Origin of the sequence: Mycobacterium farcinogenes (genome assembly GCF_019739075.1) — a bacterium.
Classification (GTDB): domain Bacteria; phylum Actinomycetota; class Actinomycetes; order Mycobacteriales; family Mycobacteriaceae; genus Mycobacterium; species Mycobacterium senegalense.
Genome location: NZ_CP081673.1, coordinates 5,407,754 through 5,432,120 on the forward strand (window position 1 = coordinate 5,407,754; position 24,367 = coordinate 5,432,120).

Below are 24,367 nucleotides of genomic sequence, written 5' to 3' on the forward strand. Positions count from 1 at the left end.
TGTGTCGATGGGATTGCACCTGCACCGCGCCGAGCGCACCGATCTGCTCGCCGACGGGCTGGCAGATCTGCTGGCGCAGCCCCCGGCTGATCCCTTCGCCCAGGAGCTGGTGCTCGTGCCCGCCAAGGGCGTGGAGCGCTGGCTGAGCCAGCGGTTGTCGAACCGGCTCGGGGTGTGCGCGGCGGTCGAGTTCCGCAATCCCCGATCCTTGATCGCCGAGCTGACCGGCACCGACGACGACGATCCGTGGTCGGCCGACGCGATGGCCTGGCCGCTGCTGGCAGTCATCGACGAGAACCTGGATGAGCCGTGGTGTGAGCCGGTGGCCACCCACCTCGGCCACTTCGAGACCGGTGACGAGTATGAGCTGCGCCAGGGCCGGCGCTATGCGGTGGCCCGACGGTTGGCCGGGCTGTTCGCCTCCTATGCCCGCCAGCGCCCGCAGCTGCTGGTCGACTGGACGGAGCTGCCCGCCGACCTGGCCTGGCAGCAGCCGTTGTGGCAGGCGCTCGTCGAGCGGATCGACGCCGAGCCGCCGCACATCCGGCACGCGAAAACCCTTGCCCGGCTCAGCGAGTCACCAACTGAGTTACCGCAGCGGCTGTCCCTGTTCGGGCATACCCGGCTGCCGGTCACCGAGATCGAACTGCTTACCGCACTGGCCACCCATCACGATCTGCATCTGTGGCTGCCGCACCCCAGCGACGAGCTGTGGCAGTCGTTGACCGCGCACATCGGCCCTGTCCCCCGCCGGGAGGACAACAGCCACCGCGATGTGGGCCACCCGCTGCTGGCCACGCTGGGCCGCGATCTGCGGGAGCTGCAGCGCGGGTTGCCGACCGCCGACACCGACGAATACCTTCCCGGCACAGGGTATCCCGACACTGTACTGGGTTGGCTCCAGTCCGATATCGCCGCCAATGCGATCCGGCCGGCCGGTCGGGTGCCCCGGCGGGAGGACCGCTCGCTGCAGGTGCACAGCTGCCACGGGCCGGCCCGCCAGATCGAGGTCCTGCGCGAGGTGCTGCTCGGTCTGCTGGCCGACGATCCGTGCCTGGAGCCCCGCGACATCCTGGTGATGTGCCCCGATATCGAGACCTACGCCCCGTTGATCACGGCCGGGTTCGGGCTGGCCGACGTCGTGCGCGGCGCGCATCCGGCGCACAAGCTGCGGGTGCGGTTGGCCGATCGAGCTCTCGTGCAGACCAATCCGCTGCTGTCCGTGGCGGCCTCGGTGCTGGATCTGGCCGGTGGGCGCGCCACGGCCAGCGAAGTACTCAACCTGGCCGAGTCGGATCCGGTGCGGGCGCGGTTCGGTTTCACCGACGACGATCTGGAGGCCATCACCGCCTGGGTGCGTGAGGCCAATATCCGGTGGGGTTTCGATCAGGAGCACCGCAGCCCCTATGGCGTCGAATTCCTGCACAATACTTGGCGTTTCGGTATTGACCGGGTGCTGGCCGGGGTGGCGATGTCCGACGATTCGCATGGCTGGCTGGGTACCACGTTGCCGCTCGACGACGTCAGCAGCAACCGCGTCGAGTTGGCCGGCCGGTTCGCCGACTTCGTCGAGAAACTGAGCCGCACCGTCCGTCAGCTCAGCGGGGTGCGCCCGCTCGGCGACTGGTTGTCGGCGTTGAGCACCGGCATCGAAGCACTGGCCCACTCCGGTGAGGATTGGCCCGCCGCCCAGGTACAGCGCGAGTTCGCCGAGATCGCCGAGGCGGCCGGAGCGGCCGCTACGCCCATGCGGCTCAGTGACATTCGCGCACTGCTGGGCCGGCACCTGGCCGGGCGGCCGACCCGGGCGAACTTCCGCACCGGAACCCTCACGGTGTGCACCATGGTGCCGATGCGCTCGGTGCCGCACCGGGTGGTGTGCCTGGTCGGCTTGGACGACGGCGTGTTCCCCCGGCTGGGGGCTGTCGACGGCGACGACGTGCTGGCGCGTGACCCGCGCACCGGTGAGCGCGACATCCGCTCCGAGGACCGCCAGTTGCTGCTCGACGCGATCGGCGCGGCCACCCAGACCCTCGTCATCACCTATACCGGCGCCAACGAATACTCCGGACAGGCGCGGCCGCCCGCCGTGCCGCTGGCCGAACTCCTCGACACCGTCAAGGTCACCACCGAGCAGCCGGCGGATGTGGTGACCACGCACCCGTTGCAGCCCTTCGACATTCGTAACGTCACCCCAGGCGCGCTGCTGCCCGAAGGCCCGTTCACGTTCGACCCCACGGCGCTCACCGCGGCGCGGGCCAGCGCCGGGCAGCGGGCCGAACGCCCGCCGTTCTTCGACCATCCGTTGCCCGCGCTGCCCGCCGCAGATGTGGCGCTGGAGGATCTCGTCACCTTCTTCAAGGATCCGGTGAAAGGCTTCTTCCGGGCGTTGGAGTACACGCTGCCGTGGGATGTGGACGGGGTGTCGGATGAGATGCCGGTCGACATCGACGCGCTGAAGGAGTGGACCGTCGGCGATCGGATGCTGAACGACATTCTGCGCGGCATGACCCCGGCGGACGCCCAGCAGGCGGAGTGGCGTCGCGGCACCCTGCCCCCGGGCCAGTTGGGTTGGCGGCGCGCGATCGCGCTGCGGGATCGATGTGCGCTGCTGGCCGCCGAGGCGCTGCGGCACCGCAGCACCGACCCGCGGGCCTATGACGTCGACATCGACCTGGGCACCGGGCGCCGGCTGACCGGCACGGTCTCCCCTGTGTTCGGCGACCGTCTGGTGTCGGTCACCTATTCCAAGCTCGACGGCAAGCACCTGCTGCAATCCTGGATTCCGTTGTTGGCGTTGGCCGCCGGGCATCCCCACGAGGATTGGTCGGCGGTGTGCATCGGTCGGCCCCGGCGCGGCGACACCCCGCGGGTCGAGGCGCTGGCCCGTCCCGACGATCCGATCGCGATGTTGGCCGATCTGGTGGCCATCCATGACGCGGGCCGCCGGGAGCCGCTGCCGCTGCCGGTCAAGACGTCCTACGCGTGGGCGGCGGCCCGGCATGCCGGTGACGACCCGGAGCGTGAGGCCGGATTCCGGTGGCGCAGCGGCAGGTTCCCCGGCGAGGACGAGGCGCCTGCACACGTACGGGCGTGGGGCCGCGGCGCGCCGTTGAGCCGCTTGGCCGGGCTGGGCCTCGGGGAGTACGCCGAGCGGCTGTGGTTGCCGGTCCTTCGGGCCGAGAGGTCGCCGCGGTGAAGGTCTTCGATCTGCTCGGCCCGTTGCCGCAAGCCAACACCACCACGGTGCTGGAGGCCAGCGCGGGCACCGGCAAGACGTTCGCCCTGGCCGGCCTGGTAACGCGGTTGGTGGCCGAGGGAGCGGCGACGCTCGATCAGATGCTGCTCATCACCTTCGGCCGGGCGGCCAGCCAGGAGTTGCGCGAGCGGGTGCGGGCCCAGATCGTCGGCGCCCTGCTGGCATTGGAGGATCCGGCGCGCGCCGACAATGACCTGTTGCAGCACCTGGTGGCAGAGGATCAGCAGGCCCGAGGGCAGCGGCTGCGTGACGCGCTGGCCGGTTTCGATGCGGCGACCATCGCCACCACGCACCAGTTCTGTCAGATCGTGCTGAAATCGCTCGGCGTGGCCGGGGACAGTGATTCGGGTGTGACGCTGGTCGAAAGCCTCGACGACCTGGTGTGCGAGATCGTCGACGATCTGTATCTGGCCCACTTCGGTGCGCAGCGCGACGTCCCCGAGCTGGGCTATGCCGAGGCGCTGCGGCTGGCCCGCGTGGTGGTGGCCAATCCGGCGACCGAGCTTCGGCCCCTGGACCCCGAACCGGAGTCCCCAGCAGGAATTCGGGTGGGCTTCGCACGGGCAGTGTTGGCGGAGTTGGAGATTCGCAAGCGGCGCCGAGGTGTGCTGGGTTATGACGACCTGCTGACCCGGCTGGCCGGGGCGCTGCAATCCGAGAACTCCGCCGCCCGGGTGCGCATGGCGCAGCGCTGGCCGATCGTGATGGTCGACGAGTTCCAGGACACCGACCCGGTGCAGTGGCAGGTGATCGAGCGGGCGTTCTCCGGGCAGTCGACCCTGATTCTGATCGGTGACCCCAAGCAGGCGATCTATGCGTTCCGCGGCGGGGATATCGACACCTACCTGCGGGCCGCGGCCACTGCCGGAGACAAGCAGACGCTGGGCACCAACTGGCGCAGCGACAGCGTGCTGGTGGATCGCTCGCAGGCGGTGTTGCGGGGGGCCGAACTCGGCGGCCCCGACATCGTGGTGCAGGACGTGCAGGCCAACCACCAGGGCCACCGGCTGGCCGGGGCGCCGCACAACGATCCGTTCCGGCTGCGCGTGGTGGCGCGAAACCGGCCCGGTACCAGGGTGATTCCGATCTCCGATTTGCGCGAGCACATCGGAAGAGATCTGGCCGCCGACATCGGCGCGTTGTTGACCAGTGGCGCCACCTTCGGCGGCGACCCGCTGCAGGCCCGCGACATCGCGGTGATCGTCGAGACCCACAAGGACGCCCGGGCCTGCCACACCGCGCTGCTGGCGGCCGGCATTCCCGCGGTCTACACCGGGGATTCGGACGTGTTCAATTCCGAGGCCGCCGAAGATTGGCTGTACCTGCTGGAAGCGTTCGACCAGCCGCACCGGCCCGGGTTGGTGCGGGCCGCCGCAGCCACGATGTTCTTCGGCGAGACGGCGGAAACCCTTGCCGCCGGCGGGGATGCGTTGACCGATCGGGTCGCCGACACGTTGCGCACCTGGGCCGGCCATGCCCGTGAGCGCGGAGTCGCGGCGATCTTCGAGGCCGCGCAGTTGGCCGGCATGGGCAAGCGGGTGCTGTCCTGGCAGGGCGGTGAGCGGTTGATGACGGACCTGGCTCACATGACCCAACTGCTCGGCGACACCGCGCACCGGGAGGGCTTCGGGCTGGCCGCTCTGAGGGACTGGCTGCGCACCCAGCGCTCGGAGGGCGGTGGTGAATCCGAACGCAACCGGCGCCTGGACAGCGACGCGGCCGCGGTGCAGATCATGACGGTGTGGGTGAGCAAGGGCCTGCAGTTCCCGATCGTGTACCTGCCGTTCGCCTTCAACCGGTATGTGCCGGAACCGGATCTGGTGTTGTTCCACGACGAGGGGGTGCGCTGCCTGCAGGTCGGTGGCCCCGATCCGGCGGTGACCCGGGCCGGGCGGGCCGAGGCCGCCGCCGATGACAGCCGTTTGACCTATGTGGCGATGACACGGGCTCAGTCGCAGGTGGTGGCTTGGTGGGCACCGTCCAATGACGAGCCCAACGGCGGTCTGTCGCGGCTGCTGCGCGGGCGGGCGCCCGGCGAGGCCGCGGTGCCCGACCGGTGTGCCCCGGCCAAGGTCTCCGACGACGACGCGCTGGCGCGGCTGCGGGCATGGGAGGCCGCGGGTGGCCCGACGCTGGAGGAGTCGGTGATCCTTCCGGCCGCCCCGGTGCCCACCCACGATGTACCGGATGGCTTGGCGGCGCGGCATTTTCACCGCTCGATCGATACCGCCTGGCGGCGCACGTCGTACTCGGGACTGTTGCGGGCGGCCGAGGATGACGGGCACGCCGGGGTGTCCAGCGAACCGGAGGTCGTCGAACTCGACGACGAGTCGACCGACATCGCCGTCATCGCCGCTGCCCAGGGTGCCGACGTCCCGTCCCCGATGGCGTCGTTGCCCACCGGGGCGGCATTCGGGTCGCTGGTGCACGCGGTCCTGGAGACCGCCGACCCGTTGGCCGCGGATCTGCCGGCAGAACTGCTGGCCGAGGTGCGCAGGCACGCCGCCCGGTGGCCGGTGGAGGTCTCCGCGGAGGACCTTGCCGGGGCCCTGTTGCCCATGCACGACTCCCCGCTGGGGCCGTTGGCACCCGGCGTGACGCTGCGCCAGATCGGGCTGGCCGACCGGCTGTGCGAACTGGACTTCGAATTCCCCATGGCCGGTGGCGATCTGCGGGGCGGCGAGTTCGCCCGGTTGGCCGACGTCGGCGCATTGCTCGACGAGCATCTGCCGGCCGACGATCCCATGGCGGGATATGCCGACCGGTTGTCGACGGGACTGCTGGGCCGCCAGCCGCTGCGCGGGTACCTGTCCGGTTCGGTGGATGTGGTGCTGCGGATCGGCGGGCGTTTCGTCGTCGTCGACTACAAGACCAACTGGCTGGGCACCGGGGACGAGCCGCTGACCGCAGCCGATTACGGGCGGGACCGGATGGCCGAGGCGATGCTGCACTCCGACTATCCACTGCAGGCATTGCTGTACAGCGTTGTGCTGCACCGGTTCCTGAGTTGGCGGCTGCCCGACTACGATCCGGCCACCCATCTGGGCGGGGTGATGTACCTGTTCGTGCGCGGGATGTGCGGCGTGCAGACCCCCGTCGTCGACGGGCATCCCGCCGGGGTGTTCAGCTGGAAACCGCCCGCCGCGCTGGTGATCGCTATGTCAGCACTACTCGATCAGGGAGCCGCGTGATGCTGGACGCGTTCGCCGAGATCCTGGAGCCCGCCGATGTGCACGTGGCCCAACGGCTGGGCACGCTGGCGGACTGCACCGACCCGGTGGTCGAACTGGCGCTGGCATTGGCGGTCCGGGCCCTGCGCGGCGGATCGGTGTGCGTGGATCTGCGGTCGGTGGCCGCGCAGACCCAGCTGCCGCAGCTGCCGTGGCCGCAGGCCGACGAGTGGCTGGCGGCGGTGGCGGCCAGCCCGCTGACGGGTCCTCCCCCGGTGCTGCGGCTGTTCGGCGACCTGCTCTATCTCGACCGCTACTGGCTGGAGGAGCAGCAGGTCTGTGACGACGTGCTGGCCTTGGTGGCCGCCGAGCCGGGTGGCTCGGCGCCCGAGGTGGCGCGGTTGTTCCCGCCGGGTTTCGAAGAGCAGCGGGCTGCGGCGAATGTGGCGTTGTCTCAAGGGCTCACGGTGCTGACCGGCGGTCCGGGCACCGGCAAGACCACCACCGTGGCGCGGTTGCTGGCGCTGCTGGCGGAACAGGCCGCGCTGGCCGGGCGCCCGTCGCTGCGCATCGCGCTGGCCGCGCCGACCGGCAAGGCCGCCGCGCGGCTGCAGGAGGCCGTCCAGCTTGAGGTGAACCGGCTCGACGCGGTGGATCGGGAACGCATCTCGGGTCTGCAGGCCACCACGTTGCACCGGCTGTTGGGGCCTCGCCCGGACACGTCGTCGCGGTTCCGTCATCACCGGGCCAATCGCTTGCCGCACGATGTGATCGTCGTGGACGAGACCTCGATGGTGTCGCTGACGATGATGGCGCGGCTGTTGGAGGCGGTGCGCCCGCAAACCCGGCTGCTGCTGGTCGGTGATCCCGATCAGCTGGCCTCGGTGGAAGCCGGTGCGGTGTTGGCCGATCTGGTCGACGGGTTGGGTTCGCGCGGAGTCGCGGCCCTGCAAACCTCGCACCGGTTCGGTGAGTCGATCGGGGCGCTGGCCTCAGCAATCCGGGCTGGGGACGCGTCGCGGGCGGTGGAGGTGTTGGCAGCCGGCGGCGAGCACGTCGAGTGGGTGTCCACAGACGCAACCGAGCGCTTACGGGAAGTCCTTGTGCCGCATGCCCTTGCGCTGCGGCAGGCGGCGATCCTCGGGGACGGGCCGACGGCGCTGGCGATCCTCGACGAGCATCGGCTGCTGTGCGCGCACCGGCGCGGTCCGTTCGGCGTTGGGCACTGGAACCGTCAGGTGCAGCGGTGGCTGGCCGAGGCGACCGGTGAGCCCATGTGGGCGTCGTGGTACGTGGGGCGGCCGATCCTGGTGACCGCCAACGACTATGGGCTCAAGCTCTACAACGGCGATACCGGTGTCACCATCGCCACGCCGGACGGCCTGCGTGCGACCGTGGGTGGGTCGGGGACGTTTGCCACCGGTCGGCTCACCGAAGTCGAGACCATGCACGCCATGACGATCCACAAGTCCCAGGGCAGCCAAGCCGATGAGGTGACCGTGCTGCTGCCGCCGGAGGACTCCCGGTTGTTGACGCGAGAGCTGTTCTACACGGCGGTCACCCGGGCCAAGACGCGGGTGCGCGTCGTGGGGTCCGAGGCGGAGATTCGCGCGGCGATCTCCCGGCAGGCAGTCCGAGCGACCGGCCTGCGAAAGCGGCTGAAGCTCTAAACGGCGCGTCCGGCGAAAAATGCGCCGGAGACGAGACCGATCACGATTGCCAGCGTGGGCAGGCCCATCGCCGCAGCCGTGACGACGCCGGCGACCGCGCCGATGCCGAGCACCAGCAGAAGTACGCCCACAAATGCACCGACCATTGCACGCCCTTTCCTATGACAGCGATCACAATGTACATCGCCGGTGGGCTGAATCACATATGGATGACGCACCAATTTGGTTAACGTTTTCGCGGCAAAATGTATAGCTGAGCTTGTTATATGCCTTGTTCAGCGCATCTCAGCGAACACCCACATCGCGCTAACCGGCACCCGACACGCTCAGCGCCCAGAACACCAGCGCGTTGAGGGCCAGGAGGGCCAGCAACGAGACCGCGAAGGCGCGGCCCCACCGGCGTTTGGGCGCGGCGAACGGCAGCACCAGGGCCCAGAAGAGACTCACCGGCACAGCGATGAGCACGCCGAAGACGATGCCGTAGCCGTGCGGATCGGTGGCCGGGTCGGTGTCGAAGGCCGAACTGAGCACCCCGAAGATGACCAGGGCCCAAAACGCCAGAGCGCCGCCGCCGATGACTCCTGCGACCCAGCGGATGCCCAGCACGGTTTGGTCCTGCGGCATCTCCCCCACGGCACCCCCCGGTTCGGCGTTCTCACCAGGATATGGGCGCCACCACGGGGTGACAGGCACCGATTTCGGCCCTCAGACGGTCAGTGCGACCGACTGTCCGGCCAGCGGCTCGTACACCGCGAATTGCATCAGGGCGTCGAGGATCGCCTCGGCCACCCCGTCCCACGGCGTGGCCTGGACGATTTCGTCAGAAGCAAACGGCAGCACCACCGCGGTGGCGGTGCCCGACGGGGTGGGAATCTCGACGCTCTCCTGCGGTGCGCCGTGCACTCCGGAGTCGGTGCCGTTGAACATGTCGTTGATCCAGCCGGCCGAAATCGTCTTGACCGCATCGATGTTCTGCGGTTGCGAGAAGCCCGCGATCAGGTATTCGGCGAACTGCAGGATGGGGTTGGCCCCCTGCAGTCCGTCGATGTGGCGGCCACCGGCCAGCATGACACCGTTGAACTTGCCGGGCCGGGCGGCGTGCAGTTCGTCACCGACCGTGCCGTCGAGGTTCCACACGTACCGCTCGGATGAAATGAGCAGCACGGGGCGGTAATTGGCGCCCTTGAGCTTGTCGAGCGCGTCGGGCATGTCGTGATCGGTGTCCACCGCGTCCAGCAGCACCACCCCGGCCAGGTCGTCAACCGCGCCGTTGTCGACCATCCGCCCGGCGGCGCCGGTGACCAGCATTCCGCCCAGGGAATGCCCGACCAGCACGAACTTGGACGGCAGCGTAACGGGGTGGCCGGCAGCCGCGGCGGCGCTCGCGGTCAGTTCGGGCCGGTCATCGGCGAACAGGTCGGCGACGGACTGCTGCATCGGTTCCCCGCCGATCCATTCGGCGCCTGTGTCGAACAGGTTTGACGACAACGTGGGTACCACGACGATGCTGTTGGTCTCCTCGGCCAGGTACGCCGCGGTGTAGCTGTACATCGGGCCGGTGGCCATGAATCCGTGCTGCAGGTAGATGACGCCGGTGGCGGAGTCCGGGTCTTCGGGGAAGTACCAGTCCGCGCGCACGGTCTGGTTGGTGCCCGGCATGTCCAGCGTCGAGCTTCGGACGGTGACGTTGCTGCCCGGCGGGAGCACCGGCGGGCCGGAGAACACCTGCAGCGCAGCACCGACCACGTTGAACACCAGTGAGCCGACGATGTTCACCAGCGGCGCAGGCCGCGGCGCGGCGACCGGGGCGCCGATGGTGGCGGCGGCGGCCAGCTGCGCGATGGGTCGCGTAACCGGTTGATCGAAAATTGTTTTCGATACCCGGTCAGTGAGATCGGCGAAGAGGGTCCGGCCCTCGGCGGCGGGGCCGGTGACGGCGGTGAACGCGTCGGCGATATCGGGTGCTGCCTCCTCGGCCACGGCGGTGTCGGCCACCCTGGGCAGCTGCGGTGCGTCACGCCTGAAGCCGACCTTGGGCCGTGGAAGTGGTTGCGCGGCCCTGACCTTCGATGTGTGGCCGGCACGGCTGGTCAGTGTGGTGCGCACCTGAGCACCCAGGTCGTCGACCGCGTCGCGCACGTCGGCAGGTGTCGGCAATGACCCCGCCGAGGGCCTCGGCACGGACAACCCCAGGCGCTGACGCGGCGTGCCATCGCCCTCCCGGTGCGTCTTGGCCTTGCGCGGGCCAAGCTGGCCGGCTTTGTCCCGGATCTTCGTCGGCTTGTCAGAGTCGTTGGCGGACTGCGTGGTTGACTTCTCGCGGCCAGGATCGGCGTGGGCCGTCGACGCCGTGGCCGCGATCAGCCCCAGCCACAGGGCGGCCACCAGCGCGCCCCATCCCGTCGCCGTGAACACATGCATGGCCCGCCCCGGTTTGATCACGCAGGCACGCTAACCGGCGCCAGCGGCCGTCCGCAGGAAAATGAACAAACTTGTTCAAATGTTCCTTTAACGGTTCGCGGTCTCAGCCGCAGTAGCCCGTCCTGCATACTGAGATCCCATTACGCAAACCCGATTACGCAGCCGAGCAGGACAGTCGATTGTCAGCACCAGAACGCCGACCCCGGGGCCGCCCGGTCGGCGGCGGCAACACCGCCGAGCAGTCCCGCGAGGTGTTGATGGACGCCGCCGAGCACCTGTTCATCACCCGCGGGTACCGCGCCTCGACCATGGAGGTCATCGCTCACGAGGCCGGTTACTCGCGCACCGCGATCTACCGGCAGTTCGCCAACCGCAACGAGCTGATCGCGGCCATGGTCCAGCGCACCACCCAGCGGCACATGGCGTCGATCCTCACGCGGATCCCCGAGGGCGCCGGTCCTGTCGACCTTTTGGTCGAGAGCCTGGTCATCGTCGCAACCGAGCTGGTGTCCGATCCGCTGCTCAACACCATCGCCGACCAGACGCCCGACGGCACGATCGCGTCGTTGATCGCCAGCGACTCGCGCCTGACCGAGTTGGTGCAGACCACCGTCGAGGCCATGATCGCCGACGACGCCGGCCAGTTCCGGTCCGGCCTGCACGCACATGACTTGGCGCAGTTCATCATCGCGACCGCGCTGGGGTTTCTGGTGAAGGCGGTTCCCGACATGAACGATCCGGCGGTGGCCCGTGGTTACATCGAGACGTTCATCCTGCCGGCCGTCGTGAAGAAACCCCCGCCGGCGCGCCGGGTGTTCTGAGCCGGCGGTCACCCGCCTGCGCAGCGGCCAGATTGCCGCATTCACGCCCGCGGCGGCTGGGGCATGATCAACACCATCGACCGAACATGACGAGGGGGGCGCAGTGCGGGCTGCGGTGGGTTTGCTCGGAGCGGTTCTGCTGTTGGCAGGATGTTCGCCCGGAAGTGACGGCTCTGATGAGTCGGTTCCGACGTCAGCCGCACAGACTCCGGCACCGGCGGACCCGGCCGCGGCGGCTCGTGCAGCGCTCCTGAGCCCGGGCGATCTGGGTGAGATGATCGGCGATTCCGATATGCGGCAGACGGCGACGTTCACCCAGCCCGGACAACCCTCGGCCGGCATCGAGCCCCGTGACTGCGCGGCCCGTCTGCTGTTCCAGGAGGCGGTGGGGGCCGACGGCTACCAGGCCGTGGTCGGCGAGAACCACCGCGGCACGCGGGGACAATCCGCGGCCCAGCTGATTCAGGTGTTTCCGCAGACCTCACCGGTCTGGCGGCAGGCCGGACGTCAGGCGTTGCGGGTGGCCGGCAACACGGTCCGGATGATCAACGACGAGCAGTGCCGCGATGGCGTCGTGTTCACCATCGCCGCCCAGGACGTCACCCAGCATTGGACGGCCGGTCCGGTCACCGCGGAGAACCCGGCTGCGCTGCCCGACCCCCGCCTCGACACCGCCCGCGGTGGCGGAGGGGCTCGGCGTCAGGAAGCGCCGGCCCGCAACTGCTATCACGCCGTCCTGGCCCGCGGCAGCGCCGTCGTCGAGTCGATCGTGTGCGGTGACGGCGATTCGCAGGCGCAGGCCAATGCGGTCATCGACCGCATCGCCGCCAAACTGCCCGCGACGAAGTAGGTACTCAGCGCAGCGCGCTGCCCTTGACCCACTCGGCCCACGGCACGGACCAGTCGCCGTTGTTGGTCGGTTTGAGCGGGTCGCCGCCGGTGTTGCGGATCTCGACGATGTCGCCGGGGACGGAGAAGTTGTAGAACCATTCGGCGTTCTCGCCGCTGAGGTTCAGGCAGCCGTGGCTGACGTTCTCCTTGCCCTGGGCCCAGATCGTCGAGTTCAACTGGTGCAGGTAGATGCCGTCGATGCTGATGCGTGTGGCCCACGGGATGGTCGTCTTGTAACCGAGCCGCGAGTTGACGGGCAGGCCGTAGGTCGAGGAGTCCATGATCACCGGGTTCGCCTTGTCCATCACCGTGTAGATGCCACGCGGCGTCCAGAAGCTCATCGTGGTGCCGCCCACGGTCTCGGTGCCGCCCATACCCATCGAGGTGGGCATGGTGCGCACCAGCTTGCCGTTGTCGTAGACCCTGACCTGCTTGTCGGCGTCGTCGGCGATCGTGACGTGCGAGGCGCCGATGGTGAACGACACCTTCTCGTCCTGCGCGCCGTAGAGGTCGTCGCCGAGCTTGGCGCCGTAGATGCCGGCGTCGACGGTGACCTTGGTGCCCGGTGCGTAGTACTTCTCCGGACGCCAGTGCGCGGTCTGGTCGTCGATCCAGTTCCACGAGCCGACGGCCTTGGGCTCGGTGATGACCTTCATCCGCTTTTCGGCGCTGGCCTTGTCGGTGATCGGCTCGTCGAAGCGGGCGACGACCACCATGCCGACGCCGTAGGTGGCGCCCTCCTGCAGCGGGGCGTAGTTCGTACCGTTGAGGTAGACCCGGGCCTGGTAGCCCGGGGTCACCGTGGAGAAGCTGACGGTTCTACGGGTCGGCATTCCGCCGGGGCCACGCGCGTCGACCTTCAGCGTGTAGGTGCGGCCGTAGCCCAGGGTGGTGGTCGGCTTCCACGTCCTGGCGTCGGGAGTGAGGACGCCGGGGATCTCCTTGCCGGCGTCGTTGGTCATCGTCACGCGTGCCACGGTGCCGGTGTCGGCGGTGACCATGACGCGCGCCAGCGGGTCGACTTCGGCGTCGGGCTTGGGCGTGATGGTCAGCTTCGCCGGCTCGGTGGGCGACGGCTGCGGGACACCTTGGGGCGGTGCGGCCAACGTCTGGCAATGCTCGGCGCAGTCCGGCAGGGCCGAAACAACGACACCACCTGAGATGGCCAGCACGGCAAGTGCGACCGCCAGGTAGGCACGACGAACAGACGTCAAAGTCACTCCAATGTGGTTCGGCGAGGGCCTGATTGATCAGGGCGTGATCAGTGACTCAATCGTAGCCGGGCCGCTTCGGCTTCGACGCAACGCCCAGGGGACGTGGGCGAGTCGGGCTGCCGTCGTCGCCTCAGCTGACGGTGCGCTCCAGGTACTCCATCGCCGCGGCGGGTTCCTCGGCGACGAAAACCAGTTGATCCAGCGGCACGGGCAGAAAGCCGTCCTGCTCCATCCGCCGCAGCTGGATCACCAGACCGTCGTAGAAGCCCGCGGTGTTCAGCAGCACGACCGGCTTGTCGTGGCGACGATGCTTGCGCAGTTCCAGGATCTCGGTGGCTTCGTCGAGGGTGCCCAGACCACCGGGCATCACCATCAGCGCATCGGAACGCTCCAGCAGCAGCGCCTTGCGTTGGGAGAGGTCGGCGGTGATCACCATCTCGTCCGCTCCCACCCTGGCCTGCTGCCGCAGGAACTCCACCGAGATCCCGACCAGCCGGCCGCCGGCGGCCTGCACCTCGTCGGCCACCACTTTCATCAGGCCTTTGTCGGAACCACCCCAGACCAGCGTGTGGCCTCCCTTGCCGAGGAGCTCGGCGAAAGCACGCGCCGGTTCGGTGTAGCGCTCGTCGAGGTCGGCGGCGGACAGGAAGACGCAGACGTTCATCACCGACGATCATGCCCTGCCCGCCCACCCGCTCAATTACTGGTTTGCCCCTCAACCCCCATACCATCGCTTATCGAGATGACCGACAACGCCCTCGCCACGCCTGCCACTACCACCGCCCGAGCTGCCAAGATCGCCGCTGAGGCGGCCCGTCGCCGCACCTTCGCCGTCATCAGCCACCCCGACGCCGGTAAGTCGACGCTGACCGAGGCGCTCGCGCTGCACGCCCGGGTGATCAACGAAGCGGGCGCGATCCACGGCAAGGCGGGCCGCAAGTCGACGGTGTCGGACTGGATGGAGATGGAGAAGGCCCGCGGCATCTCGATCACCTCGACCGCGCTGCAGTTCCCCTACCGCGACTGCGTCATCAACCTGCTCGACACTCCGGGCCACGCCGACTTCTCCGAGGACACCTACCGCGTGCTGACCGCGGTGGACTGCGCGGTCATGCTGATCGACGCCGCGAAAGGCCTTGAGCCCCAGACCCTCAAGCTGTTCCAGGTGTGTAAGCACCGCGGCATCCCGATCATCACCGTGATCAACAAGTGGGACCGCCCGGGCCGGCACGCCCTGGAGTTGATGGACGAGATCCACGAGCGGATCGGGCTGCGCACCACTCCCCTGACCTGGCCGGTCGGTATCGCCGGCGATTTCAAGGGCGTGATGGACCGTCGCGCCGAGAAGTTCATCCGGTTCACCCGCACCGCGGGTGGCGCCACCGCGGCACCCGAGGAGCACATCGCCGCCGCCGACGCACACGCCGCTGCGGGCGATGACTGGGACACCGCCGTGGAGGAGTCCGAACTGCTGAGTGCCGACGGGTCCGACTACGACCGGGAGACCTTTCTGTCCGGCGAGTCCTCCCCGGTGCTGTTCACCTCGGCCGCGTTGAACTTCGGCGTCAACCAGCTGCTCGACGTTCTGGTCGAGCTGGCCCCGGCACCCAGCGGGTCACTCGACGTCGACGGCAACCGGCGGGCGGTCGACTCGCCGTTCAGCGCATTCGTGTTCAAGGTGCAGGCCGGCATGGACACCTCGCACCGCGACCGGATCGCCTACGCACGAGTGGTGTCGGGGACGTTCGAGCGCGGCGACGTGCTCACCCACGCCGCCACCGGCAAGCCGTTCGTCACCAAGTACGCGCAGTCGGTCTTCGGTCAGCAGCGCTCGACGCTCGATGACGCCTGGCCCGGCGACGTGATCGGGTTGGCCAACGCCGCGGCCCTGCGCCCCGGCGACACCCTGTACCGCGACATCCCGGTGGTCTACCCGCCGATCCCGAGCTTCTCCCCCGAGCATTTCGCAGTGGCCCGCGGCACCGACCCCAGCAAGCACAAGCAGTTCCGCAAGGGCATCGAGCAGCTCGAGCAGGAAGGCGTGGTGCAGGTGCTGCGCTCGGACAAGCGCGGCGACCAGGCGCCGGTGTTCGCCGCGGTCGGGCCGATGCAGTTCGAGGTGGCCGCCCACCGGATGGCCACCGAACTCAGCGCCCCCATCTCCCTGGAGAACCTGCCGTATCAGGTCGCCCGGGTGGTGCGCCCCGAGGATGCCGAATACGTCAACAAGCAGGTGTCCTGTGAGGTGTTGACCCGCACCGACGGCGTCATGCTGGTGCTGTTCTCGACACCGTGGCGGCTGGAGGGTTTCCAGCGCGACAACCCCGACATCAAGCTGGGGTCGTTGGTGGCCGCGGAAGGCTGATCGATGACGCAACCGGACGAACCGCCCGTGACGGCCCGCAACAGCGGCAAGCACTGGCTCTGGTTCGTCGGGTTGCTCACGGCCATGGCCCTGTTGGGATTCGTGGCAGCCGTGGTGTTGATGTTGCCGTTGGCCATGGCGACCGACCCCTGTCACGAGGGCGTCACCGACAAGGTGTGCCAACTGTCCGCGAAGGGCCAGAACGTCCTCGTGTGGATCCCGTGGATGGCTCTGGTGGCCGGCAGCGTGCTGGCCGTCGCGGGTGCGGTGGTGGCCGAATGGCGCAAGTGGACTCCGCTGATCGGGATCCCGGTCGGAATGCTCGGGTATTTCGCGATGATCCCGATCGGCTACTGGGTGGCGTTCGCTGTCTGAGGATCAGTCATCCCCACCAGAACGAGGCGGCGATGATGCAGTACAACGCGATCAGCGCCGCACCTTCCAACCAGGTCGATTCCCCGTCGAAGGCGATGATCGCGGCCAGGATGACGGCGACCAGCAGCGCGACGATCAGCATCGGCCCGAACACCAGCGTGAGCGAGGCGAGCCCGAAGATCTGGCTCACCAACACCAGCACCGGTGCCAGCACCAGAGCAATCTGGATCGGACTGTTCAGGATGATCGAGAAGGCGTACTCCGACTGGTTTTTGGCGGCCAGCTGCACGCCGACCACGTTCTCCACCGCGTTGCCCGCGATCGCCACGATCACCAGACCGGCGAACGCCTGTGAAATGTTGAGCGAGTCCATCGCCGGTTCCAGCGCGGCGACAAACCAGTCCGAGACGAACGCCGCCGCCGCGCCGGCGATGGCCAGCATGCCGATCGCCAGCCCGACCGGCCACCGCGGCGGCTCCTTATCCGGTTGCGGCACAGCCTCACTGGTCTTGTCCCGGTCCCGGCTCAGCGAGTACGGCAGTGACAACCCGAACAGCACCAGCAGGACCACCGACACGATCATCGAAAAGGACACTTCGTGTTCGGAGGCCGGGGCGTGCACCTCGTGGGCGATCGACGGAATCGCCATGGCGGTCACCGAGAGCACCATCAGCACGAGGATGGTCCGTACCTGCGCCGAGCCGAGTTTCTGCGGGCCGTGTTTGAGTCCGCCGACCAGGAACGCCAGACCCAGCACCAACAGCAGGTTGGCCAAGATGGAGCCGATCAAGGCCGCGCGCACCACATCGACCAGTCCGGCCTTGAGCGCGAAGATGCAGATGAACAGCTCCGGCAGATTACCGAGGGCGGATTGCAGCACTCCTGTTGCGCCGGGCCCGAACCGGTCGCCGAGTTGATCGACGGCCAGACCCACGACGGAAGCCAGCACGGTGACCGCCAGTGCACTGACGACGAAGCCGACCAGGTGCGGCCAGCCACCGTAATGCGACAGCCCCGCCACCACGCAGATGGCGAGGCCACCGAAGATCAGCAGCTTGTCGGACCGGATCAACACCGCCGTCATGCGCGTCATCATGTCACTTCAGGGGCCATTGGGGCGGGAGGCAGCGCAGGGCAAACCAGTTGACCACACGCCAATCCGGTGAGATCCTGGGCAACTTGCCCTTTTCTCGACGAACGCAACGCAATGACGCTTACTGACGAAGAATTGACCGATCCGACCGCCGAACTGACCGGTGGCGATGACGTGTGCCGCCGGCCCATCACCGATGTCAACGCGTGGGTTGACGACCTGGACTCCGATGTTCGTGCGGCGCTGCGCGCACTCGGCGAGCTGCTGGTGGGCGTCGCCGGACGTGAAATCGCAGACACTGCAGACAAGTTCACGTCCCGCTGCCTGAACGTGCCGGACTGCGGACATCTGCTCAACGAGGAACGCGACCTGAATCCCGTATCCCAGTTGACCATTCCGCTCGCGTTGGCGGAGTTGATCGACACGCACGCGAACGTCTGCGAGATCGGTCCAGGCGACTACACGTCCCCACCGGCGTGGACCCAGACCGAGATCGGTGATCGGCAGTACCGGCACCCGCTCTGCCTGCGCGTGTATTTCCCTGCGGGGACGCTGCTCGATGACGCGGGATGCGTCATCCACATCGAGGCACGCGAAAGCGTTGTCCACACAGCTGAAGTGAGCGCACACGTGACGCCTGGCCACCAGGCACATGCGCGGACGGTGCTGGACCGGCTCGCCGAGCGGGCCAACGACCTGAACCCGTACCGGGGCCAGGTGGTGCGCGCAACACTCAAGCGGGGACTGAGCTTCACGGTCATCGACCTGCCGTCGACCGCGACCCGCGAGACCGTCATCGTCCCCGACGATGTGTGGACCGAGGTCGACCTGGGTGTCACTGCTGTGCGGGACCGTCACGATGTGCTCAACGCGCACGGTCTCGGCGCGCGGCGCGGTGTCCTGCTATGTGGTCCGCCCGGCACGGGCAAGTCGGCGGTGAGTTCGGTCATCGCCCGCGAGGTTGTCGGAGACTTCACAGTCATCTACGTCGAAGCCAAGGCCGGGGCTGAACTGCTCACCGCCGTCGTGGAGGAAGCGCAGCGCCTCGGCGGTCCGGTGCTCATCGTGCTCGAAGACGTCGACTTGTGGTGTCGTGACCGCAACACCGGCGGTTCCGGACTGTCCGAGCTGTTGCAGGCGATGGACATCAACGCCGAAGCTCGGATCCTGACCCTCGCGTCCACCAACGACGCTGCAACGCTGGACAAAGCGGCGATCAGAACCGGGCGGTTCGACTCCGTCGTCGAGGTCGGCTACCCGAACCGCGCTGACGCCGCACGCATCCTCGCTGCGCTGATCCACGACATCCCCGGCGGCCAGACCGTCGACTCGGCGACGGTTGTGGCCGCGCTGCCGGAACGGACGAGCGGCAGCGATATCCGCGAAGTCGTCCGCCGGGCGGTGCTGGCGGACCAGGGCGGCAGCGTCAGCACGGCGGCGCTGTTGGCCGAGCTCGGCAGCGGGCGGTATCGGGCCGAGGTGCCGGCAGGGATGTACCTCTGACTCGGCGCGGCGGGGCTCGACGATGGCTGACCACATGACCGCCGAACGCGAGATCGTCGTCACCGAGGAGTTTTCGCACGCGCTGGCGCTGCTGGCCGAGGGCAAGCACATGTTCCTGACCGGCAAGGCCGGGACGGGTAAGTCAACGCTGATCCGATGCTTCATGGCCGAGACCGAGCGCGATGTCGTGGTGGTCGCGCCGACGGGCATCGCCGCGCTGAACGTCGACGGGTACACGATCCACCGGCTGTTCGGGTTCCGCACGACGACGACGCTGCACGACGTCCGCGCCGGCGGGTATCGGCCGGGGCGGTTCACGAAGACGCTCGCGTCGCTGGACACCCTGATCATCGACGAGGCATCGATGGTGCGCGCCGACGTGTTCGACATGCTGGCCGCTGCGCTGGAGCGGTTCGGGCCGTCGCCGGGGCAGCCCTTCGGCGGCGTGCAGATCGTGCTGGTCGGTGATCTGTACCAGCTGCCGCCGGTGGTCAGCGAAGGCGAAGCTGCGTTCTTTTCGGCGGGCGTCTCGACCGCATACGAGACACCGTATTTCTTCTCCGCCAACAGCTTCCGGCGTGACGACTTCCCCACCGTGGCGTTGACGAAGGTCTTCCGCCAGCGGGGTGACGATCGAATGACCGCCATCCTTAACGAGATTCGCGAAGGAGTGCTGCTCGGCCACGCCCAGGAGCAACTCAACGCCCGCACGAATCCCGATTTCGTCCCGCCCGACGACGAGTTCTGGATCACGCTGGCGCCGACGAACCGTCTGGTCACGGCGCGCAACCGGCAGCACCTTGAGCGCCTGCCGGGTGACGAGTTGGTCCACCACGCGCGAGTTTCGGGTGACCTGTCGTTGTTTGATCCGCCCGTCGAGGAGTCGCTGCGGTTCAAGGTCGGCGCACAAATCATGATGCTCAACAACGACCAGAATGGCCGCTGGGTGAACGGCACGATCGGCCGGGTGGCCGGTGTCGATTACGACCGTTACGGCGCCGTCGTCGAGGTGGAATTCGCCGACGGGTCGGGCGCGGACGTGACACCGTACACGTGGGAGGCGACGCGGCCGGTGGTGGCGGGCGGGTCGCTGACCCGAGAGGTGATCGGCTCCTACACACAGCTGCCGTTCAAGTTGGCGTGGGCGATCACGATTCACAAGAGCCAGGGGCAGACACTGGACCGATTGATCGTGGACCTGACGGGCGGCATGTTCTCCACCGGTCAGCTCTACGTCGCCCTGAGCCGGTGTACTTCGATGAGCGGGCTGGTCCTCAAACGGCCCGTGCTGCCCAGGGATCTGAAGGTGGACCGGCGCATCGCGCGGTTCCTGCGCAGGGCGGTGCGCGATGATCGAGTGCGGCGGTATTGCGCTCTTGGCATCTTGACCGTAGGCGACGAGGGCCGGATGTCGCGGCCACGTCCAGTGGAGTTGGCGGTCGCCTTCGACGACGGGACGGCGGTGTCGACGGTGGTCAATCCTCAGCGGGATTTGTCGGACGCCCGTCAGGCGTACGGCATTTCGGTGTCGGACGTGCTGTTGGCGCCGACGCTGCGCGAGGCGTGGGCGATGCTCGGGCCGATGCTGGCCGGATACACGCCGGTCGGGTTCGGCATCGACGAGACGCTGGGACTCATCGACTTCGAGTTGAAGCGACTGGGCCAGATCACGCCAATGCCGTTGGGGCTGGAGGTCTCTGGCTCTTCACACGCGACAACGGCGCTGGAGCAGGCACGAGCAGCGCTCGCCGCGCACGCCCGATCGGAGGTTGATGACACCGGGGCGTCGCCGTTCGAGGAACCGGACGAACCCGAATCGGCGTCGGGCCTGCTGGTGAGCCGTGACGATGCGCCCACTCCGGCGGCCGATCACCTGCCGGCACTGTCGGCGATTCTGCGGGTCAGCCGGGATGTCGGCGCCATCGTATTGGCCGGGCGTTCGGTGTCAGAGGTGCGCAGCGACGAGGAGACGCCGTGGCTAGCGGCGGCCCGACAATCCGTAGCGGATCAACTGTGCGCAGCGGTGTCGCGTGCAACGCTGACCGATGCGGTCGTGGAGCGGCTACGGGAGGTCGAGGCGTTTCTCGGTGCCGAGATCGTCCCTGGCGCATGCGCAGTCGAGCGCCACGACATCGGTGCGGTCCTGGTTCCGGGCGCACGGATCTGTTTCACCGGAACGACGCAGAACACCAGCGGACGGACCGTCGAGCGCGAGGAGATGGAGCGGCTCGCGGCGAAAGCCGGCCTGGCGCCGGTGAAGTCGGTGACCAAGACCCGGTGCGAAGTGCTGGTGACCGCGGAGGCCGGCAGCCAGTCCGGGAAGGCGCGCAAGGCCCAAGAGTACGGTAAGCCGGTGTTCTCGGCTGATGAGTTCTTCGCGTGGCTCGCCGGAAAGGGGATCGGTGGCTGATGGCCTACCAAGGGGCCGCACCTAGGTCGAGGAACACCGTCTCGCCGTTGGCGTCGTCGAGCCCGTCATTGTCGGTGACCACGTACAGGTTCTGGTTGCCGGCGATCGCGAAGCCTTCGACCTTCTCCTGCACATAGCCATTGGTGGCCTGCAGGTCGGGCAACAGGTTGCGGGCCAACGTCTTCGGCAGGACCTTCAGCTTGTCCGCCGCCACGGTTTCACCTTCGGGAATCGCCACCCGGTACAACGCTTTCACCCGGGCCTCGGGCCCGTTGAGCTTGTCACGCTCGAGGACCAGCAATTCACCGTCGTGGACCGCGATTTCGGAGACGCCCAGCCAGTCATCTTTGGTGGCGGTGGTGTCCAGCTGGTAGCCGAACCAGTCCCACTTGTCCCCGTCCGGGGTGTAGCGCCCGATGCGGACGATGCCCTTGGGGTCGGATTTGAGTTCGCGCTGCAAGGCCACCCAGACGGCGTCGCCATCGACAGCGACTCCTTCGAAGCCTTGGCTATCGAGCTGCGCGGCAATGTCTTTGGGCAGCGACACCCGCTTCTCGATGTGGCCGTCGGCGGCGACGTAGACGATCTGGTTACCGGCGCCGTCTTCGCCTTCCACGGCCAGCACGAATCCTCCGTCGGATCGGGCCGAGACGCCCTCGGTGTCGAGGGTGACGGGCTTGCCGCCTTCGGTGACCGGCAGCTCGGTGTCGATCAGGGCCGGCCTGTGCGCCACGTCGATGCCGAGGATGCGGGCCGGGCCGTAGGCGATGTCGGTGGCGGTGTAGAGCCGGTTGTCGTCTTTCGGGTCGGCCGACAGCGCGCCGAGCGCTCCCCAGCCGATCGGTGCGCCGTCGATATCGCCGGACACGATGGACGGAAAGTTCGGTTTGCCTTCGGCTTTGAAATCGTCGCCGTAGCCGTAGATGGTGATTGAGGCCCTCACTCTGGCTTCGGCGTCGTCGGATTCCGAGGAGATCGCCAGCAGATTGCGCGACGGAATCGGCAGGACCCCCTCGGGTCCTGGTGTGGTCGGCAGGATCTGCCGGAACCTCGGGGCGGCCGGTTCACTGACGTCGTAGACGGCGACGAAGTTGCTGCGCTCCGAGGCGATCAGCGCGACGGGGCGGCCGCCGATGGTGGTGATGGCCAGGCCTTCCGGCTCGGGCCCCTTGGATTCCGCGCGACTTTCGATGTGCAGGCCGGTGCGCACCGCGAGCTGTTCGAGGGAGTTGCCGGCGTCCCAGACGACCTTGCCCGTGCCGGCGTCGAAGATCGTCCAGCCGCGGGTGCCGCCCTTCCAATCGCCTTCGTTGGCGGTGGCGACGTAGTCGTCTCCGATCCAGCCGATGGCATCGGGTTCACGCGGGGTGTCCTCGATCGAGCCGGTCTGGTCGATCGCGGCATCTTCCTTGGTGTCGATGCCTGTCACGGATTGGCTTCCGGCGCTGAAGATCTTGGCGACCTGGCCGGTGTGGCCGTCGAGGACGGCGATGCCGTTGTTCTCCTGCAGTGTCACGGCGACCTGGCCGCGGGAGTTGATGCTGACGTATTCGGGTTCGAGGTCTTCGGGTGTGTCCAGGCCGGCTTTGCGTGCGGCCTCGACATCGAAGTCCACCTTGCGGGGTGTCCAGGTGTTCGGCGCGCCCGTGAGGTCGATCAGTTGCACGAATCCCGTTGGCGGCTGGGGCAGGTCGCCTTCCTCCTTGCCGGGCGGGGTGAACTCCTCGTTGCGCTGGTTCTCCATGGCGATCGCGGCGAAGGTGCCGTCGGGGCTGATCGCGATCGAGTCGGGCTGGCCGCCCAGGTCGATGCTGTGCACGCGGGTGCGGTCGGCGATCCGGACGATGTCGACGCGGCCGGACGGGTGCGCGAAGTCGCCGCCGGTGGTGTCGACGACGAGGACGTGGTCGTTCACCGCCGCCACGGACGTGGGCTGGTCGTCCTTGTGGCCCAGCTCGGCGAGGGAAAGTGTGCCTTTCCCAACGGGTTTGGCGGGGTCGGTGATGTCCACAAAGCCGATGCGTTTGGCGGCGGCGTCGGTGTAGATCACCGTGTTGCCGTCGGGGGTGACGGTGGAGATCTCGGCGACGGTCTCCTTGTCGACCGGATCTTCAGCCGGCTTGTTGAGGTACACCGGGTAGGTGGCGGTGCGGTGGTAGCGGTCCGCGTCGGGCAGGTTCCAGTCGATCGGCGAGGTCGCCTTCGGCGTGCTGCTTTCTTGCTGGTTGTCCTCGGTGGAGCAGCCCGCCAGGATCAGCGCTGCCACGGTGGTCACCGCTGCGGCCCGTGCCGTTCTCATTCGTCACCCTCTTCAGTTCTGCTGACGCGTCGGACGCACGAGCTTGCCTCGCACAGGTGTCTGACAGGCAGTTCGCAGGTGAACGAAGGGCAACGAGACTTACAGCGGCGCGGAGATCGGTCCGAGCACTTGGCATTGTGGGGCGATTTCCGCGATACCCATCCAACCGCCGCAGGCCCGGCCGGTGGCCACATACGTCGCACCCGGTCGGAAGGGCGTCAGCACCTGCGCCGGTTGGGCGCCCCGGCCCTGGTTGCATTGCACGGGTGACGCGTTGTCTTGACGTTGGACGCAGGCCACGCTGAAGCGGGGATCGGCCGGTGCTCCGCAGGCATCCGGGGAGACGGTCACGCTGACCATGTCGGCGCCGTCGACGTGAACAACGGCCGGCGGCGACAACGCGAAGGCGCATGGCGGCGCCGGTTCGGCGTGGGCGGGTATCGCGACGCCCACGAAACCCGCGATCACCAACCCTGACAGCAGCACCAACCTGGCCCGAGTCATGTGCGGATCCTAGTTCCGCTGTCTCGCTGATCAGGCGGACTCGGCGAGAATCAGTGATGCCACCACACCGCACAGGTACTCGACCTCAGCGGTGGACGGCTGCATCTCAAAGGCGTGCACATGGCAGGCGACGCTGAGCCGGTTCCACGCCAACGCCGCACCGTCGGCGGCCTCCGCGGTATCGAGGGCCTTGAGCACCACCAGCTTGCTGCGCGAGTTCGCCCACGGAGCATCGGCCGCAAGCGCCCGGCATCGCTGATCGATGATCTCTTCCAACGCCTGTCGAGCCAGGAACGCTGCGACCCGCGACGACAGTCCCTCGGCTGTTCCGGGCGCACGCAGGACGCGCTGTGCCTGGCCGAGCAGGTCCAT

Annotated in this window: 18 protein-coding genes; 9 read left to right on the plus strand and 9 right to left on the minus strand. The window is 68.1% G+C overall.

All coding sequences use genetic code 11. The features are described 5' to 3' along the window. The first annotated feature begins 7 nt into the window (after positions 1 to 7). The 3 genes from recC to recD are packed head-to-tail and all read left to right on the plus strand — an operon-like array spanning position 8 to position 8,099. A complete protein-coding gene (gene recC / locus K6L26_RS25885; RefSeq protein WP_019344339.1) occupies positions 8 to 3,199 on the plus strand; it encodes an exodeoxyribonuclease V subunit gamma in 3,192 nt (1,063 codons plus the stop codon). Then, positions 3,196 to 6,450, plus strand: coding sequence for an exodeoxyribonuclease V subunit beta (gene recB, locus K6L26_RS25890; protein WP_221851980.1), 3,255 nt, complete (start codon positions 3,196 to 3,198; stop codon positions 6,448 to 6,450). Before recC ends, recB begins: the two co-directional genes overlap by 4 nt. Beyond that, positions 6,450 to 8,099, plus strand: coding sequence for an exodeoxyribonuclease V subunit alpha (recD, locus tag K6L26_RS25895; RefSeq protein ID WP_221851982.1), 1,650 nt, complete (start codon positions 6,450 to 6,452; stop codon positions 8,097 to 8,099). The genes recB and recD overlap by 1 nt, the downstream gene beginning before the upstream one ends. On the opposite strand, the gene K6L26_RS25900 is transcribed toward recD, so the two are convergent. The 3 genes from K6L26_RS25900 to K6L26_RS25910 form a co-directional block, all read right to left on the minus strand. Beyond that, positions 8,096 to 8,245: a hypothetical protein gene (locus K6L26_RS25900; protein ID WP_019344342.1), complete on the minus strand. Its 150-nt coding sequence runs from the start codon at positions 8,243 to 8,245 to the stop codon at positions 8,096 to 8,098. The two genes, recD and K6L26_RS25900, sit on opposite strands and share 4 nt — an antisense overlap. 160 nt (positions 8,246 to 8,405) lie before the next feature. Beyond that, complete coding sequence (locus K6L26_RS25905) at positions 8,406 to 8,723, minus strand: hypothetical protein (protein WP_065064643.1); 318 nt, start codon at positions 8,721 to 8,723, stop codon at positions 8,406 to 8,408. Between the two features lie 81 nt (positions 8,724 to 8,804). Beyond that, positions 8,805 to 10,541 (minus strand): alpha/beta fold hydrolase, encoded by a 1,737-nt coding sequence (locus tag K6L26_RS25910; RefSeq protein WP_221851983.1) that lies wholly within the window; start codon positions 10,539 to 10,541, stop codon positions 8,805 to 8,807. A 158-nt stretch (positions 10,542 to 10,699) separates the two neighbouring features. Here K6L26_RS25910 and K6L26_RS25915 point away from each other — a divergent pair, with 158 nt between their 5' ends. Together K6L26_RS25915 and K6L26_RS25920 are read left to right on the plus strand one after the other, a co-directional pair. Beyond that, positions 10,700 to 11,341, plus strand: coding sequence for a TetR/AcrR family transcriptional regulator (locus tag K6L26_RS25915; RefSeq protein ID WP_036389135.1), 642 nt, complete (start codon positions 10,700 to 10,702; stop codon positions 11,339 to 11,341). A gap of 103 nt (positions 11,342 to 11,444) precedes the next feature. Beyond that, on the plus strand, positions 11,445 to 12,191 hold the full coding sequence (locus K6L26_RS25920; RefSeq protein ID WP_221851985.1) for a sensor domain-containing protein: 747 nt from the start codon (positions 11,445 to 11,447) through the stop codon (positions 12,189 to 12,191). Between the two features lie 4 nt (positions 12,192 to 12,195). Here K6L26_RS25920 and K6L26_RS25925 read toward each other — a convergent pair whose 3' ends face one another. Further along, a complete protein-coding gene (locus tag K6L26_RS25925; RefSeq protein WP_221851986.1) occupies positions 12,196 to 13,452 on the minus strand; it encodes a L,D-transpeptidase in 1,257 nt (418 codons plus the stop codon). A 124-nt stretch (positions 13,453 to 13,576) separates the two neighbouring features. Beyond that, positions 13,577 to 14,110 carry an LOG family protein gene (locus K6L26_RS25930; RefSeq protein WP_019347047.1) on the minus strand — a complete coding sequence of 178 codons (534 nt, stop codon included), beginning with the start codon at positions 14,108 to 14,110 and terminating at the stop codon, positions 13,577 to 13,579. A 78-nt stretch (positions 14,111 to 14,188) separates the two neighbouring features. On the opposite strand from K6L26_RS25930, the gene K6L26_RS25935 reads away from it, so the two are divergent. Both K6L26_RS25935 and K6L26_RS25940 read left to right on the plus strand, forming a co-directional pair. Continuing rightward, the gene (locus K6L26_RS25935) at positions 14,189 to 15,811 is read left to right on the plus strand and encodes a peptide chain release factor 3 (protein WP_064898143.1); all 1,623 of its coding nucleotides are present in this window, start codon (positions 14,189 to 14,191) and stop codon (positions 15,809 to 15,811) included. Between the two features lie 3 nt (positions 15,812 to 15,814). Beyond that, the gene (locus K6L26_RS25940) at positions 15,815 to 16,186 is read left to right on the plus strand and encodes a hypothetical protein (protein ID WP_221851987.1); all 372 of its coding nucleotides are present in this window, start codon (positions 15,815 to 15,817) and stop codon (positions 16,184 to 16,186) included. Between the two features lie 7 nt (positions 16,187 to 16,193). Here K6L26_RS25940 and cax read toward each other — a convergent pair whose 3' ends face one another. Beyond that, complete coding sequence (gene cax / locus K6L26_RS25945; RefSeq protein ID WP_221851988.1) at positions 16,194 to 17,270, minus strand: calcium/proton exchanger; 1,077 nt, start codon at positions 17,268 to 17,270, stop codon at positions 16,194 to 16,196. Positions 17,271 to 17,393: 123 nt separating this feature from the next. On the opposite strand from cax, the gene K6L26_RS25950 reads away from it, so the two are divergent. Together K6L26_RS25950 and K6L26_RS25955 are read left to right on the plus strand one after the other, a co-directional pair. Then, positions 17,394 to 18,782 carry an ATP-binding protein gene (locus K6L26_RS25950; RefSeq protein WP_221851989.1) on the plus strand — a complete coding sequence of 463 codons (1,389 nt, stop codon included), beginning with the start codon at positions 17,394 to 17,396 and terminating at the stop codon, positions 18,780 to 18,782. Between the two features lie 22 nt (positions 18,783 to 18,804). Then, positions 18,805 to 21,192, plus strand: coding sequence for an AAA family ATPase (locus K6L26_RS25955; protein ID WP_245008643.1), 2,388 nt, complete (start codon positions 18,805 to 18,807; stop codon positions 21,190 to 21,192). Positions 21,193 to 21,196: 4 nt separating this feature from the next. On the opposite strand, the gene K6L26_RS25960 is transcribed toward K6L26_RS25955, so the two are convergent. From K6L26_RS25960 to K6L26_RS25970, 3 genes are all read right to left on the minus strand, one after another. Further along, positions 21,197 to 23,491 carry an esterase-like activity of phytase family protein gene (locus K6L26_RS25960; RefSeq protein WP_221851990.1) on the minus strand — a complete coding sequence of 765 codons (2,295 nt, stop codon included), beginning with the start codon at positions 23,489 to 23,491 and terminating at the stop codon, positions 21,197 to 21,199. A 99-nt stretch (positions 23,492 to 23,590) separates the two neighbouring features. Then, positions 23,591 to 23,995 carry a hypothetical protein gene (locus tag K6L26_RS25965; protein ID WP_221851991.1) on the minus strand — a complete coding sequence of 135 codons (405 nt, stop codon included), beginning with the start codon at positions 23,993 to 23,995 and terminating at the stop codon, positions 23,591 to 23,593. A 30-nt stretch (positions 23,996 to 24,025) separates the two neighbouring features. Beyond that, a complete protein-coding gene (locus K6L26_RS25970) occupies positions 24,026 to 24,367 on the minus strand; it encodes a hypothetical protein (RefSeq protein ID WP_234791808.1) in 342 nt (113 codons plus the stop codon).